At 69.9% G+C, this 14,488-nt stretch carries 15 protein-coding genes; all 15 read left to right on the forward strand.

Going from position 1 to position 14,488, the window contains the following annotated elements; translation table 11 throughout:
- The first annotated feature begins 174 nt into the window (after positions 1–174).
- A complete protein-coding gene (rpmE, locus tag ACIQPQ_RS07720) occupies positions 175–396 on the forward strand; it encodes a 50S ribosomal protein L31 (RefSeq protein ID WP_383778500.1) in 222 nt (73 codons plus the stop codon).
- Positions 397–504: 108 nt separating this feature from the next.
- A complete protein-coding gene (prfA, locus tag ACIQPQ_RS07725) occupies positions 505–1,572 on the forward strand; it encodes a peptide chain release factor 1 (protein ID WP_383778502.1) in 1,068 nt (355 codons plus the stop codon).
- Between the two features lie 139 nt (positions 1,573–1,711).
- Entirely contained in the window at positions 1,712–2,557 is an 846-nt protein-coding gene (gene prmC / locus ACIQPQ_RS07730) for a peptide chain release factor N(5)-glutamine methyltransferase (RefSeq protein ID WP_401300989.1), read from the forward strand.
- 52 nt (positions 2,558–2,609) lie between these two features.
- Positions 2,610–3,257, forward strand: coding sequence for an L-threonylcarbamoyladenylate synthase (locus ACIQPQ_RS07735; RefSeq protein WP_401300992.1), 648 nt, complete (start codon positions 2,610–2,612; stop codon positions 3,255–3,257).
- Positions 3,254–3,931, forward strand: a complete 678-nt coding sequence (locus ACIQPQ_RS07740; protein ID WP_383778506.1) for a protein-tyrosine-phosphatase — start codon at positions 3,254–3,256, stop codon at positions 3,929–3,931. The genes ACIQPQ_RS07735 and ACIQPQ_RS07740 overlap by 4 nt, the downstream gene beginning before the upstream one ends.
- 103 nt (positions 3,932–4,034) lie before the next feature.
- Positions 4,035–5,297: a serine hydroxymethyltransferase gene (gene glyA / locus ACIQPQ_RS07745; RefSeq protein ID WP_401300995.1), complete on the forward strand. Its 1,263-nt coding sequence runs from the start codon at positions 4,035–4,037 to the stop codon at positions 5,295–5,297.
- A gap of 140 nt (positions 5,298–5,437) precedes the next feature.
- Positions 5,438–6,799, forward strand: coding sequence for an MraY family glycosyltransferase (locus tag ACIQPQ_RS07750; protein ID WP_401300998.1), 1,362 nt, complete (start codon positions 5,438–5,440; stop codon positions 6,797–6,799).
- Between the two features lie 327 nt (positions 6,800–7,126).
- Entirely contained in the window at positions 7,127–7,573 is a 447-nt protein-coding gene (locus ACIQPQ_RS07755; protein ID WP_401301563.1) for a hypothetical protein, read from the forward strand.
- A gap of 210 nt (positions 7,574–7,783) precedes the next feature.
- Positions 7,784–8,620, forward strand: a complete 837-nt coding sequence (atpB, locus tag ACIQPQ_RS07760) for a F0F1 ATP synthase subunit A (RefSeq protein WP_383778524.1) — start codon at positions 7,784–7,786, stop codon at positions 8,618–8,620.
- A gap of 75 nt (positions 8,621–8,695) precedes the next feature.
- Positions 8,696–8,935: an ATP synthase subunit C gene (locus tag ACIQPQ_RS07765; RefSeq protein WP_005311859.1), complete on the forward strand. Its 240-nt coding sequence runs from the start codon at positions 8,696–8,698 to the stop codon at positions 8,933–8,935.
- 43 nt (positions 8,936–8,978) lie between these two features.
- Entirely contained in the window at positions 8,979–9,536 is a 558-nt protein-coding gene (locus ACIQPQ_RS07770) for a F0F1 ATP synthase subunit B (RefSeq protein WP_383778513.1), read from the forward strand.
- Entirely contained in the window at positions 9,533–10,348 is an 816-nt protein-coding gene (locus tag ACIQPQ_RS07775; RefSeq protein ID WP_401301001.1) for a F0F1 ATP synthase subunit delta, read from the forward strand. The genes ACIQPQ_RS07770 and ACIQPQ_RS07775 overlap by 4 nt, the downstream gene beginning before the upstream one ends.
- Before the next feature lie 126 nt (positions 10,349–10,474).
- On the forward strand, positions 10,475–12,064 hold the full coding sequence (gene atpA / locus ACIQPQ_RS07780; protein ID WP_383778516.1) for a F0F1 ATP synthase subunit alpha: 1,590 nt from the start codon (positions 10,475–10,477) through the stop codon (positions 12,062–12,064).
- A gap of 20 nt (positions 12,065–12,084) precedes the next feature.
- Positions 12,085–13,002, forward strand: a complete 918-nt coding sequence (locus ACIQPQ_RS07785; RefSeq protein ID WP_401301003.1) for a F0F1 ATP synthase subunit gamma — start codon at positions 12,085–12,087, stop codon at positions 13,000–13,002.
- Positions 13,002–14,438: a F0F1 ATP synthase subunit beta gene (gene atpD, locus ACIQPQ_RS07790; RefSeq protein WP_383778520.1), complete on the forward strand. Its 1,437-nt coding sequence runs from the start codon at positions 13,002–13,004 to the stop codon at positions 14,436–14,438. Before ACIQPQ_RS07785 ends, atpD begins: the two co-directional genes overlap by 1 nt.
- Positions 14,439–14,488 lie beyond the last annotated feature (50 nt).

Below are 14,488 nucleotides of genomic sequence, written 5' to 3' on the forward strand. Positions count from 1 at the left end.
ACTCCGCTCCCCGGCGGGCGCCCGCCCCGCCCGCGCCCGCCGGGGAATAGATCACCCCGCCCCCCGGTTTTGGGGGATGCGGCCAGTCCTGGCAGACTGGTCCGTCGGCTCCGGTTCACGCTTCCGCATCCCGCGGTCTGCGACCCGGCGCCCTCCCGAAACCTAGGAGACACCTTGAAGCGCGACATCCACCCCACGTACGTCGAGACGCAGGTCAGCTGCACCTGCGGCGCGTCGTTCACCACCCGCAGCACGATCGAGGCCGGTTCCATCCGCGCCGACGTCTGCTCCGAGTGCCACCCGTTCTACACGGGCAAGCAGAAGATCCTCGACACCGGTGGCCGCGTGGCCCGCTTCGAGGCCCGCTTCGGCAAGGCCGCCGGCTCCAAGAAGTAGCGAGCCCCCAACCGCCGGTCCACGGCCGCGCTCCCGCCCGGGGGCGCGCCGGGACCGGCGTTTTTGGTCGCCCGCCTTCCCTTCCGTCCGCAGTATCAGGAGCCAGAGATGTTCGAGGCCGTCGAGGAACTCATCGGTGAGCACGCCGATCTGGAGACGAAGCTCGCCGACCCGTCGGTCCACGCCGACCAGGCCAACGCGCGCAAGCTCAACAAGCGGTACGCCGAGCTGACCCCGATCGTCACCGCCTACCGCTCCTGGAAGCAGACCGGCGACGACATCGAGACCGCTCGCGAGTTCGCCGCCGACGACCCGGACTTCGCCGCCGAGGTCAAGGAGCTGGAGAAGCAGCGCGAGGACCTCACCGACCGGCTCCGCCTGCTGCTCGTACCCAGGGACCCCAACGACGACAAGGACGTCATCCTGGAGGTCAAGGCGGGCGCGGGCGGCGACGAGTCCGCCCTGTTCGCCGGGGACCTGCTGCGCATGTACCTGCGGTACGCCGAGCGCGTCGGCTGGAAGACCGAGATCATCGACGCCACCGAGTCCGAGCTGGGCGGCTACAAGGACGTCCAGGTCGCCGTGAAGACCCGCGGCACCACCGAGCCCGGCCAGGGCGTGTGGGCCCGCCTCAAGTACGAGGGCGGCGTGCACCGCGTCCAGCGCGTCCCCGCCACCGAGTCCCAGGGCCGCATCCACACCTCCGCCGCCGGTGTCCTCGTCACCCCCGAGGCCGAGGAGGTCGACGTCGAGATCAACCCCAACGACCTCCGCATCGACGTCTACCGCTCCTCCGGGCCTGGCGGGCAGTCCGTCAACACCACCGACTCCGCCGTGCGCATCACCCACCTCCCCACCGGCGTCGTCGCCTCCTGCCAGAACGAGAAGAGCCAGCTCCAGAACAAGGAGCAGGCGATGCGTATCCTGCGCTCCAGGCTGCTCGCGGCGGCCGTGGAGGAAGCGGAGCGGGAGGCCGCCGACGCCCGCCGCAGCCAGGTCCGCACCGTCGACCGCTCCGAGAAGATCCGCACCTACAACTTCCCGGAGAACCGCATCTCCGACCACCGCGTCGGCTTCAAGGCGTACAACCTCGACCAGGTCCTCGACGGCGACCTCGACGCCGTCATCCAGGCCTGCGTCGACGCCGACTCCGCCGCGAAGCTCGCCGCCGCCTGACCCCGCACAGCCGCAGCCCCGCCGCCCCGCAAGCCCCCCGCACCCCAGCCACGTAAGCGACGTACGAAGCTACGGACGCGTACGGGACGAGTACCACCGCCGACCCCGCCGCCCCCCGCCGACCACACGGAGGACTTGCGTGAACCTGCTGCTCGCAGAGGTGGCCCAGGCCACTCAGCGGCTCGCCGACGCCGGCGTGCCCTCGCCGCGCAACGACGCGGAGGAGCTCGCCGCGTTCGTGCACGGTGTGAAGCGGGGCGAGCTGCACTCCGTCAAGGACGCGGACTTCGACGCCCGGTACTGGGAGGTCATCGCCCGGCGCGAACAGCGCGAGCCGCTCCAGCACATCACCGGCCGCGCCTTCTTCCGCTACCTGGAACTCCAGGTCGGCCCCGGAGTGTTCGTGCCCCGGCCGGAGACCGAGTCCGTCGTCGGCTGGGCCATAGACGCCGTACGCGCCATGGACGTCGTCGAACCGCTCATCGTCGACCTGTGCACCGGCTCCGGCGCCATCGCGCTCGCCCTCGCCCAGGAGGTCCCCCGCTCACGCGTGCACGCCGTCGAGCTGTCCGAGGACGCCCTCGTGTGGACCCGCAAGAACATGGCCGGGTCCCGCGTCGACCTCCGCCAGGGCAACGCCCTCGACGCCTTCCCCGACCTCGACGGCCAGGTCGACCTCGTCGTCTCCAACCCGCCGTACATCCCCCTCACCGAGTGGGAGTACGTCGCCCCCGAGGCCCGCGACTACGACCCCGAACTCGCCCTGTTCTCCGGCGAGGACGGCCTCGACCTGATCCGCGGCATCGAACGCACCGCCCACCGCCTGCTGCGCCCCGGCGGTGTCGTCGTCATCGAGCACGCCGACACCCAGGGCGGCCAGGTCCCGTGGATCTTCACCGAGGAACGCGGCTGGGCCGACGCGGCCGACCACCCCGACCTCAACAAGCGTCCGCGCTTCGCCACCGCCCGCAGGGCGACGCCGTGACCGACCCCGAACGTCATTCCGCGCAGTACGTGCACGAGGAGGCCCGTTAGACATGGCACGGCGATACGACACCAACGACGCGACCGACCGCGTGACAGGTCTGCGCGAAGCAGGCTCCGCCGTCCGCCGCGGCGAGCTGGTCGTCCTGCCGACCGACACGGTCTACGGCATCGGCGCCGACGCCTTCTCCAAGGAGGCCGTCGCCGACCTGCTCGACGCCAAGGGCCGCGGCCGCAACATGCCCACGCCCGTCCTGATCGGCTCCCCGAACACCCTCCACGGCCTCGTCACCGACTTCTCCGAGCTGGCCTGGGAACTCGTCGACGCCTTCTGGCCCGGCGCCCTCACCCTCGTCGCCCGCCACCAGCCGTCTCTCCAGTGGGACCTCGGCGACACCCGCGGCACGGTCGCCGTCCGCATGCCGCTGCACCCCGTTGCCATCGAGCTGCTCACCGAGGTCGGCCCCATGGCCGTCTCCTCCGCCAACCTCACCGGCCACCCCGCGCCGGAGGACTGCGACGCCGCGCAGAACATGCTGGGCGACTCCGTCTCCGTCTACCTCGACGGCGGCCCCACGCCCGGCATCGTGCCCTCCTCGATCGTCGACGTCAGCCGGGAGGTCCCCGTCCTGCTGCGGGCCGGCGCGATCTCCGCGGACGAGCTGCGCAAGGTCGTACCCGACCTCGAGGTGGCGAATTGACAGCCCCTGACGCGGGGCGTGGCATAGGCGCCGTGGAGCGCGCCGCGGAACAGACGACGACGTTCGGCTTCCCGCGCGACACGTTCCGCATCCTCCACGTCAGCACCGGCAACGTCTGCCGCTCGCCCATCACCGAGCGGCTGACCCGCCATTTCGTCTCCCAGCGCCTCGGCGTGCTCGGCGGCGGGCTGATCGTGGAGAGCGCGGGCACCTGGGGCCACGAGGGCGCGCCGATGGAGAGCAACGCCGAGACCGTGCTGGCCGACTTCGGCGCGGACGCCACCGGCTTCACCGGCCGCGAACTCCTCGACGAGCACGTGATCATGGCCGACCTGGTGCTCACCGCGACCCGCGACCACCGCGCCCAGGTCATCTCCATGGGCCACTCCGCGGGCCTGCGCACCTTCACGCTCAAGGAGTTCACCCGCCTGGTCAACGCGATCGACCCGGCCACCCTGCCCCCGCTCGACGAGGGCGTGGTGATGCGGGCCCGCGCCCTGGTCCGCGCGGCGGCCGCCCTGCGCGGCTGGCTGCTGGCCCCCACCGTCGAGGCCGACGAGGTCCACGACCCCTACGGCGCGCCCCTGCCGTTCTTCCGCTCCATCGGCGACGAGATACACCAGGCCCTGGACCCCGTGGTCACCGCCCTGACCGGCGTGACGGCCCGCACCTGACCCGCGCGGCCACTCCGGCCCGCCCGCCGCCCCACCCGCAGGCGCCCGCCGCCGCGTCGGCCTACATTGGACGTACGTCACCGCCGACGCCCCGGAGTCCGCCATGCCGGTCACCCCCGCCACCGCGGCCGACGTCCTGCGCGGGCGGGACCCCGAGGTCGCCGCCCTCGTCGACGCCGAGCAGGACCGGCAGGCGTCCACGCTCCAGCTGATCGCCGCCGAGAACTTCACCTCCGCCGCCGTCCTCGCCGCCCTCGGCTCCCCGCTCGCCAACAAGTACGCCGAGGGCTACCCGGGCGCCCGCCACCACGGCGGCTGCGACGTCGTCGACGCCGCCGAACGCCTCGCGATCGACCGCGCCACGACGCTCTTCGGCGCCGACCACGCCAACGTCCAGCCGCACTCCGGCTCCACCGCCGTCCTCGCCGCCTACGCCGCCCTGCTGCGCCCCGGCGACACCGTCCTCGCCCTCGGCCTCTCCCACGGCGGCCACCTCACCCACGGCTCGCCCGCGAACTTCTCCGGCCGCTGGTTCGACTTCGTGCCCTACGGCCTGGACCCCGCCACCGGGCTGGTCGACCACGCCCAGGTCCGCTCCCTGGCCCGCACCTACCGGCCCAAGGCGATCGTCTGCGGCTCCATCGCCTACCCCCGCCACCTCGACCACGCCTTCTTCCGCGAGGTCGCCGACGAGACCGGCGCCTACCTCATCGCCGACGCCGCCCACCCCATCGGCCTGGTCGCCGGGGGAGCGGCCCCCAGCCCGGTGCCGTACGCCGACATCGTCTGCGCCACCACCCACAAGGTGCTGCGCGGGCCGCGCGGCGGCATGATCCTCTGCGGCGCCGACCTGGCGGGCCGCGTCGACCGCGCGGTGTTCCCCTTCACCCAGGCCGGGGCCCAGATGAACGCGGTCGCCGCGAAGGCCGTCGCCTTCGGGGAGGCGGCCACCCCGGAGTTCGCCGCCTACACCCGCCAGGTCGTCGCCAACGCCCGCGTCCTCGCCGCCCGCCTCGCCGAGGAGGGCCTCACCGTCGTCACCGGCGGCACCGACACCCACCTGATCACCGCCGACCCCGCCCCGCTCGGCACCGACGGCCGCACCGCGCGCGCCAGGCTCGCGGCGGCCGGAATCGTCCTGGACTGCTGCGCCCTGCCGCACACCGGGGGCCCCGACACCGCGGAGGCGGACGTGCGCGGCCTGCGCCTGGGCACCGCCGCGGTGACCACGCAGGGAATGGCCGAGAAGGAGATGGTCCGCATCGCCGTACTCCTCGCGGGCGTGCTGCGCGGCGACCTCGACGCCCGCCGGGCACGGGACGACGTACGGGAACTGGCCGGGGAATTCCCGCCCGGACCGCGCTGATCGGACACCGGTCCGAGGCCTGCGCGCTCCCGCACACAGCCGTACGTGCAACCATCGTCGCTACCCGGAAGTCCCCAACCATATGCGCACATCGCTAGGGTGTGGGGCTGAGACGGCCAGCGAGACCTGTGGGGAAGCCCGTGCGTGAATACCTCCTGACGCTCTGCGTCACGGCCGCGGTGACGTATCTGCTGACAGGGCCGGTACGGAAGTTCGCGATCGTGGCCGGAGCGATGCCGGAGATCCGGGCACGGGACGTGCACCGGGAGCCCACGCCCCGGCTGGGCGGCATCGCGATGTTCTTCGGCCTCTGCGCGGGCCTGCTCGTCGCGGACCACCTGACCAACCTCAACGACGTCTTCGTGAAGTCGAACGAGCCGCGCGCCCTGCTCTCCGGGGCCGCCCTGATCTGGCTGGTCGGCGTCCTCGACGACAAGTTCGAGATCGACGCCCTCATCAAGCTGGGCGCGCAGATGATCGCCGCGGGCGTCATGGTCGTCCAGGGCCTCACCATCCTGTGGCTGCCCATCCCCGGCGTCGGCACGGTCGCGCTCACCCAGTGGCAGGGCACCCTGCTGACGGTGGCCCTGGTCGTCATCACCATCAACGCCGTCAACTTCGTCGACGGCCTCGACGGTCTCGCCGCGGGCATGGTCTGCATCGCCGCCGCCGCGTTCTTCATGTACGCCTACCGCATCTGGTACTCGTACGGCATCGAGGCCGCCGCCCCCGCGACGCTCTTCGCCGCGATCCTCATGGGCATGTGCCTCGGCTTCCTCCCGCACAACATGCACCCGGCCCGCATCTTCATGGGCGACTCCGGGTCGATGCTCATCGGCCTCGTGCTGGCCGCGGGGGCGATCTCCGTCACCGGACAGGTCGACCCCGACCGGCTGTTCGGCGGCTCCGAGCGCAGCACCGTGCACCAGATGGTGCCCGTCTACATCCCGCTGCTGATGCCGCTCACCATCATCGCCATCCCGGCCGCCGACCTGATCCTCGCCATCGTGCGCCGCACCTGGCGCGGGCAGTCGCCGTTCGCCGCGGACCGGGGGCACCTGCACCACCGGCTGCTGGAGACCGGGCACTCGCACAGCCGGGCGGTGCTGATCATGTACTTCTGGTCCGCGCTGATCGCGTTCGGCGCCCTGGCCTACTCGGTCAACTCGGCGTCCATGTGGATCGTCCTCGGTGTCGTGATCCTCAGCGCGATCGGGCTCCTGCTGCTCCTGCTGCCCCGCTTCACGCCGCGGGCGCCGCGCTGGGCGGAGGCGTTCGTCCCGCCGCGCTACCGGCGCCGCAAGGCCCGGCCGGAGGCGGCCGGCGAGGCGGGGACCACGGGGGCCGAGGGGGCTGCGGAGGAGGCCGGCGGTACGGCGGGCACGGAGACGGCCGCCGGGGCGGTGCCGGACGCCGCCGGGGACCGTACGCCGGTCGCCGCGGGCGCCTCCCGCGTCAACGGGGCGACGGCCGTCGGGCCCCGCTCCCGGACCGCCCGCTGACCGCGGCAAGGTAAGAATCTGACGAGAGCATTGCCAAACCGTGGGGAAAGCGCGGGCGGGCAAAGGCCCCTAATACCAGACAAGTGGGCGCCTCACCTGCACAGACGTGCACCTTCACCCTCACGTGTGACAGCAAGCACACCATCCAGGTAAAGACCTCATCAAATAGTTTGTGATACGGTTCACGAGAACCCCCGACAGAGCCGAAGGGCCGCAGTGCGACGGCCTCTTGGTGCGAGGTAGGCAGGCTGTCTCTCGCCCCTCGGACGGGGACTACGCTCGTCCATGACGACACCCCTGCCCCCCGTTGAAAGCGGAGATGCCGCCATGCCGTCCAACGACGTCCGGACCCTGGCCCAGGCCGCCGTGCCCACGGCTGCCGTCGGCGCGATCGCCGCCGCTGTCAGCGGCGTGGTCGCGGGCGGCAAGGGGGCAGTCGGGGCCGCCGTCGCGACGGTGGTGGTCATCCTCTTCATGGGACTCGGCCTCTACGTCCTCCAGCGCACCGCGAAAACGCTTCCGCACCTGTTCCAGGCCATGGGGCTCATGCTCTACGCGGCCCAGATCCTGCTGCTGTTCGTCTTCCTGGCCGCGTTCAAGAACACGACGCTGTTCAATCCCCGGGCGTTCGCCATCACGCTGCTGGTCGGCACGCTGGCCTGGACCGCGGCGCAGACGCGGGCCCACATGAAGGCCAAGACCCTCTACGTCGAACCTGATTCGACCTCCTCCGCGCACCACGAGAAAGCCCACAAAACGGGGCACTCGTCGTGACGGGTAGGGGCGGGATAAAGACGTCTGAGAGATCCTGCTATCGTCCGGTGCCAACTGCGGCATCGCGGGCGCGGGCATCCGAGCTGACGCCTGCTCAATCGCGAGGCGAGATGCCCCCCAGCCGCCCTCACATCCGTTACACCAGTCCCGTGCCGAACCGCGGCCCCGCGCCGCGCCGACACAACGAGGTTGCCGTACCTATGCGCCACGCTGAAGGAGCCCGCGGTGAGTGCTGACCCGACGCAGGTGCTCGCCTTCGAGACCGACTGCCACATCTTCGACGGCTGTGGCTTCCCGGCTCCGGGCCTGCACTCGTTCCTGTTCGAGCCCATCTGGGGTCACCAGGACGACGCCGTCTACTTCAACAAGACGATGCTGCTGGCGCTGCTCGGCTCGGTCGTCATCATCGGCTTCTTCTGGGCCGCCTTCCGCAAGCCGAAGGTGGTCCCGGGCAAGCTCCAGATGGTGGCCGAGGCCGGCTACGACTTCATCCGCCGCGGTGTCGTCTACGAGACCATCGGCAAGAAGGAAGGTGAGAAGTACGTCCCGCTCGTCGTCTCCCTGTTCTTCTTCATCTGGATGATGAATCTCTGGTCGATCATCCCGATCGCCCAGTTCCCGGTGACGTCGATCATCTCGTACCCGCTCGTGCTCGCTCTGATCGTGTACATCCTCTGGGTGTCGCTCACCTTCAAGCGTCACGGGTTCGTCGGTGCCTTCAAGAACTTCACCGGATACGACAAGTCGCTGGGTGCGGTGCTGCCGCTGTCGATGACGATCGAGTTCTTCTCGAACCTGCTCGTCCGACCGTTCACGCACGCGGTGCGACTCTTCGCGAACATGTTCGCGGGCCACACGCTGCTGCTGCTCTTCACGATCGCCAGCTGGTACCTGCTGAACGGCATCGGGATCGCCTACGCCGGTGTCTCGTTCATCATGGTCATCGTCATGACGGCCTTCGAGCTCTTCGTTCAGGCCCTTCAGGCGTACGTCTTCGTGCTCCTGACCTGCAGCTTCATTCAGGGCGCGCTCGCCGAGCACCACTGAGCACCGCCAACTCCCACCCCGCAGACGTCCGGTGGCCAACCCCCACCGGTCCTTGAAAGAGAAGGAAGAACTGGCATGTCCCAGACTCTCGCCGCTGTCACCGGTGACCTGAAGGCCCTCGGCTCCATCGGCTACGGTCTCGCCGCCATCGGCCCCGGCGTCGGCGTCGGCATCATCTTCGGTAACGGCACCCAGGCCCTGGCCCGCCAGCCCGAGGCGGCCGGTCTGATCCGCGCCAACCAGATCCTCGGCTTCGCCTTCTGTGAGGCGCTCGCCCTGATCGGTCTGGTTATGCCGTTCGTCTACGGCTCCTGATCACTCAGGCTGACGACCAGCAACCCAGACGAAAGGCAACGACATGAGCCAGCTGCTCATCCTGGCGGCTGAAGGGGAGGCTGAGAACCCCCTCATCCCGCCGATCCCCGAGCTTGTCATCGGCCTGCTCGCCTTCGTCATCGTCTTCGGCTTCCTTGCCTGGAAGCTCCTTCCGAACATCAACAAGGTTCTGGAAGAGCGCCGCGAGGCCATCGAGGGCGGTATCGAGAAGGCCGAGGCCGCGCAGACCGAGGCACAGAGCGTGCTGGAGCAGTACAAGGCTCAGCTCGCCGAGGCCCGGCACGAGGCCGCGCGCCTGCGCCAGGAGGCGCAGGAGCAGGGCGCGACGCTCATCGCTGAGATGCGCGCCGAGGGCCAGCGGCAGCGTGAGGAGATCGTCGCCGCCGGTCACTCCCAGATCGAGGCCGACCGCAAGGCCGCCGCGTCCGCGCTGCGCCAGGACGTCGGCAAGCTCGCCACCGAGCTGGCCGGAAAGCTGGTCGGTGAGTCCCTGGAGGACCACGCCCGCCAGAGCCGCGTCATCGACCGTTTCCTCGACGAACTCGATGACAAGGCGACGAAGGCCGAGGCGTCGCGATGAACGGAGCGAGCCGCGATGCCCTGGCAGCCGCACGCGAGCGTCTCGACGCGCTGACGGACCGCGTGTCCGTGGACGCGGCGCGGCTCGCCGACGAGCTGGCCGCGGTCACCGCGCTGCTCGACCGCGAGGTGTCGCTGCGTCGGGTCCTGACCGACCCGGCGCAGTCCGGTGAGGCCAAGGCCGAGCTGGCCCAGCGCCTGCTCGGCGGGCAGGTCGACGGCACGACCGCCGACCTGGTGGCCGGACTGGTGCGCGCCCGCTGGTCCCAGTCGCGTGACCTGGTGGACGCGCTGGAGGAGCTGGCGGACACCGCCGACCTCACGGCCGCCCAGCGGGCGAACCGGCTCGACAACGTCGAGGACGAACTGTTCCGCTTCGGCCGGATCGTCGCCTCGAACACCGAGCTGCGCGCCGCACTGACCGACCGGAAGGCCACCGCCCCGGCGAAGAGCACGCTGCTGCGCAGCCTGCTCGGCGGCCGGGCCGACGCGGCCACCGAGCGTCTGGTGACGCGCCTTGTGACCGCGCCGCGAGGCCGTAGCCTGGAAGCGGGACTCGAGTCCCTGTCCAAGCTCGCCGCCGACCGCCGCGACCGCATGGTGGCCGTCGTCACCTCGGCGGTCCCGCTGGACGCCCGGCAGAAGCAGCGCCTGGCCGACAGCCTGGCGAAGCTCTACGGCCGCCGTATGCACCTCAACCTGGACGTGGACCCCGCGGTCCTCGGCGGGATCCGGGTGCAGGTCGGTGACGAGGTGATCAACGGTTCCCTCGCGGACCGTATCGACGACGCCGCCCGCCGCATGGCGAGCTAGCAGCAACAGAACAAGCAGGAGTACGGACGGCCCTCGTTGGGCCGTGCAGTGGATGCAAAGTTTCTGGGGGGAACCCCCAGATCCCCCAAGAAACTTCGGGCCCAACAAGGAGAGCAGGGAACCCAGATGGCGGAGCTCACGATCCGGCCGGAGGAGATCCGGGACGCGCTGGAGAACTTCGTCCAGTCGTACAAGCCGGACGCGGCCTCGCGCGAGGAGGTCGGTACGGTCACCCTTGCCGGCGACGGCATCGCGAAGGTCGAGGGTCTTCCCTCGGCCATGGCCAACGAACTGCTGAAGTTCGAGGACGGCACCCTCGGCCTCGCGCTCAACCTGGAAGAGCGCGAGATCGGCGCCATCGTCCTCGGTGAGTTCAGCGGCATCGAGGAGGGTCAGCCGGTCAGCCGTACCGGCGAGGTCCTGTCCGTCGCGGTGGGCGAGGGCTACCTCGGCCGCGTCGTCGACCCGCTCGGCAACCCGATCGACGGCCTCGGCGAGATCGAGACGTCCGGCCGCCGCGCGCTGGAGCTGCAGGCCCCCACGGTCATGCAGCGCAAGTCGGTCCACGAGCCGATGGAGACGGGCTACAAGGCCGTCGACGCGATGACCCCGATCGGCCGTGGCCAGCGTCAGCTGATCATCGGTGACCGTCAGACCGGCAAGACCGCCCTGGCCGTCGACACGATCATCAACCAGCGCGACAACTGGCGCTCGGGCGACGTGAACAAGCAGGTGCGCTGCATCTACGTCGCCATCGGCCAGAAGGGCTCGACCATCGCGTCGGTCCGCGGCGCGCTGGAGGAGAACGGCGCGCTGGAGTACACGACCATCGTCGCCGCCCCGGCGTCCGACCCGGCCGGCTTCAAGTACCTGGCGCCGTACACCGGTTCGGCCATCGGTCAGCAGTGGATGTACGAGGGCAAGCACGTCCTCATCATCTTCGACGACCTGTCGAAGCAGGCCGACGCCTACCGCGCCGTGTCGCTGCTGCTGCGCCGCCCGCCGGGCCGCGAGGCCTACCCGGGTGACGTCTTCTACCTGCACTCCCGTCTGCTGGAGCGCTGCGCGAAGCTCTCCGACGGCGAGGGCGCCGGCTCGATGACCGGTCTGCCGATCGTCGAGACCAAGGCCAACGACGTCTCGGCGTTCATCCCGACCAACGTCATCTCCATCACCGACGGCCAGTGCTTCCTGGAGTCGGACCTCTTCAACGCCGGTCAGCGCCCCGCGCTGAACGTCGGTATCTCCGTCTCCCGCGTCGGTGGTTCCGCCCAGCACAAGGCGATGAAGCAGGTCTCCGGCCGTCTGCGCGTGGACCTGGCCCAGTTCCGTGAGCTGGAGGCGTTCGCCGCCTTCGGTTCCGACCTGGACGCCGCGTCGAAGGCGCAGCTGGAGCGCGGTCAGCGCATGGTCGAGCTGCTGAAGCAGGCCCAGTACCAGCCGATGTCGACCGAGGACCAGGTCGTCTCGGTGTGGGCCGGCACCACCGGCAAGATGGACGACGTCCCGGTCGTCGACATCCGCCGCTTCGAGAAGGAGCTCCTGGAGTACCTGCACCGCAAGGAGCAGGGCCTCATGACCTCCATCCGCGAGGGCGGCAAGCTCTCCGACGACACGCTGACGGCCATCGCCGACGCGATCGCGGAGTTCAAGAAGCAGTTCGAGACGAGCGACGGCAAGCTGCTCGGCGAGGACGCTTCGCCCGCCGCCAAGTGACGTAGGAAGGGACCTGACTCATGGGAGCCCAGCTCCGGGTCTACAAGCGTCGCATCCGATCCGTCACCGCGACCAAGAAGATCACCAAGGCGATGGAGATGATCGCCGCCTCGCGTGTCGTCAAGGCACAGCGCAAGGTGACCGCCTCCGCGCCGTACGCGACCGAGCTGACCCGCGCGGTCACCGCGGTGGGGACCGGTTCGAACACAAAGCACCCGCTGACCACGCAGGCCGAGACGGTCACGCGGTCCGCGGTGCTGCTCCTGACGAGCGACCGCGGTCTGGCCGGTGCCTTCAACTCCAACGCCATCAAGCAGGCCGAGCGGCTCACCGCGCGGCTGGAGCGCGAGGGCAAGGAGGTCGTCACGTACATCGTCGGCCGCCGTGGTGTCGCCCACTACAACTTCCGTGAGCGCAAGGTCGCGGGGTCGTGGTCGGGCTTCACCGACGAGCCGACGTACGCGGACGCCAAGAAGGTCGCGGCCCCGCTGATCGAGGCGATCGAGACGGAGACGGCGGACGGCGGTGTGGACGAGATCCACATCGTGTTCACCGAGTTCGTGTCGATGATGGCGCAGACGGCGCTCGACGACCGTCTGCTGCCGCTCAGCCTCGACGAGGTGGCGGAGGAGTCGGCGACGAAGGACGAGATCCTTCCGCTGTACGACTTCGAGCCGTCGGCGGAGGACGTCCTCGACGCCCTCCTGCCCCGCTACGTGGAGAGCCGCGTCTACAACGCGCTTCTCCAGTCGGCCGCCTCCAAGCACGCCGCCACGCGGCGCGCGATGAAGTCGGCCACCGACAACGCCGGAGACCTGATCGAGCAGCTCTCCCGGCTTGCCAACGCGGCCCGCCAGGCCGAAATCACCCAGGAAATCAGCGAGATCGTCGGTGGCGCCAGCGCCCTGGCCGACGCGACCGCGGGGAGTGACCGCTAATGACCACCACTGTTGAGACCGCGACGGCCACGGGCCGCGTCGCCCGGGTCATCGGCCCGGTCGTCGACGTGGAGTTCCCCGTCGACGCGATGCCGGAGATCTACAACGCGCTGCACGTCGAGGTGGCCGACCCGGCCAACGCCGGCGAGAAGAAGACGCTGACCCTGGAGGTCGCCCAGCACCTGGGTGACGGCCTGGTCCGCACCATCTCCATGCAGCCCACCGACGGTCTGGTCCGCCAGGCCGCCGTCACCGACACCGGTACGGGCATCACCGTCCCCGTCGGTGACTTCACCAAGGGCAAGGTGTTCAACACCCTCGGTGAGGTGCTGAACGTCGACGAGACCTACGACGGCGAGCGGTGGAGCATCCACCGCAAGGCCCCGAACTTCGACGAGCTCGAGTCGAAGACCGAGATGTTCGAGACCGGCGTCAAGGTCATCGACCTCCTCACCCCGTACGTCAAGGGTGGAAAGATCGGTCTGTTCGGTGGTGCCGGCGTCGGCAAGACGGTGCTCATCCAGGAGATGATCTACCGCGTCGCCAACAACCACGACGGTGTCTCCGTGTTCGCCGGTGTCGGTGAGCGCACCCGTGAGGGCAACGACCTCATCGAGGAGATGTCGGACTCCGGCGTCATCGACAAGACCGCGCTGGTCTTCGGTCAGATGGACGAGCCGCCGGGCACCCGGCTGCGCGTGGCCCTCGCCGGTCTGACCATGGCGGAGTACTTCCGCGATGTGCAGAAGCAGGACGTGCTGTTCTTCATCGACAACATCTTCCGCTTCACGCAGGCCGGTTCCGAGGTGTCGACCCTGCTCGGCCGTATGCCCTCCGCGGTGGGCTACCAGCCGAACCTGGCCGACGAGATGGGTCTCCTCCAGGAGCGCATCACCTCGACCCGCGGTCACTCGATCACCTCGATGCAGGCGATCTACGTCCCCGCGGACGACCTGACCGACCCGGCCCCGGCCACCACGTTCGCCCACCTCGACGCGACGACGGTTCTCTCCCGTCCGATCTCCGAGAAGGGCATCTACCCGGCCGTGGACCCGCTGGACTCGACGTCCCGCATCCTGGACCCGCGGTACATCGCGCAGGACCACTACGACGCCGCCATGCGCGTCAAGACGATCCTGCAGAAGTACAAGGACCTCCAGGACATCATCGCGATCCTCGGTATCGACGAGCTGGGCGAGGAGGACAAGCTCGTCGTCCACCGTGCCCGTCGCGTGGAGCGCTTCCTGTCCCAGAACACCCACGTCGCCAAGCAGTTCACCGGCGTCGACGGGTCGGACGTCCCGCTGGACGAGTCGATCGCGGCCTTCAACGCGATCTGCGACGGCGAGTACGACCACTTCCCGGAGCAGGCGTTCTTCATGTGCGGTGGCATCGAGGACCTGAAGAGCAACGCCAAGGAGCTGGGCGTCTCCTGACGCCGAGCAGTGACTGAGCCGTACGGCTCACACCGGAGGGGGCGGGGTTC

Source organism: Streptomyces sp. NPDC091281 (assembly GCF_044757425.1).
In the GTDB taxonomy this organism is placed as follows: Bacteria; Actinomycetota; Actinomycetes; order Streptomycetales; family Streptomycetaceae; genus Streptomyces.

Excerpts from the sequence above, each read along its gene's own strand:
- prfA (WP_383778502.1), top strand. The coding sequence starts at position 505 with ATGTTCGAGGCCGTCGAGGAACTCATCGGTGAGCACGCCGATCTGGAG.
- ACIQPQ_RS07735 (WP_401300992.1), top strand. The coding sequence starts at position 2,610 with ATGGCACGGCGATACGACACCAACGACGCGACCGACCGCGTGACAGGT.
- glyA (WP_401300995.1), top strand. The coding sequence starts at position 4,035 with ATGCCGGTCACCCCCGCCACCGCGGCCGACGTCCTGCGCGGGCGGGAC.
- ACIQPQ_RS07755 (WP_401301563.1), top strand. The coding sequence starts at position 7,127 with ATGCCGTCCAACGACGTCCGGACCCTGGCCCAGGCCGCCGTGCCCACG.
- ACIQPQ_RS07765 (WP_005311859.1), top strand. The coding sequence starts at position 8,696 with ATGTCCCAGACTCTCGCCGCTGTCACCGGTGACCTGAAGGCCCTCGGC.
- ACIQPQ_RS07770 (WP_383778513.1), top strand. The coding sequence starts at position 8,979 with ATGAGCCAGCTGCTCATCCTGGCGGCTGAAGGGGAGGCTGAGAACCCC.
- ACIQPQ_RS07775 (WP_401301001.1), top strand. The coding sequence starts at position 9,533 with ATGAACGGAGCGAGCCGCGATGCCCTGGCAGCCGCACGCGAGCGTCTC.
- atpA (WP_383778516.1), top strand. The coding sequence starts at position 10,475 with ATGGCGGAGCTCACGATCCGGCCGGAGGAGATCCGGGACGCGCTGGAG.
- ACIQPQ_RS07785 (WP_401301003.1), top strand. The coding sequence starts at position 12,085 with ATGGGAGCCCAGCTCCGGGTCTACAAGCGTCGCATCCGATCCGTCACC.
- atpD (WP_383778520.1), top strand. The coding sequence starts at position 13,002 with ATGACCACCACTGTTGAGACCGCGACGGCCACGGGCCGCGTCGCCCGG.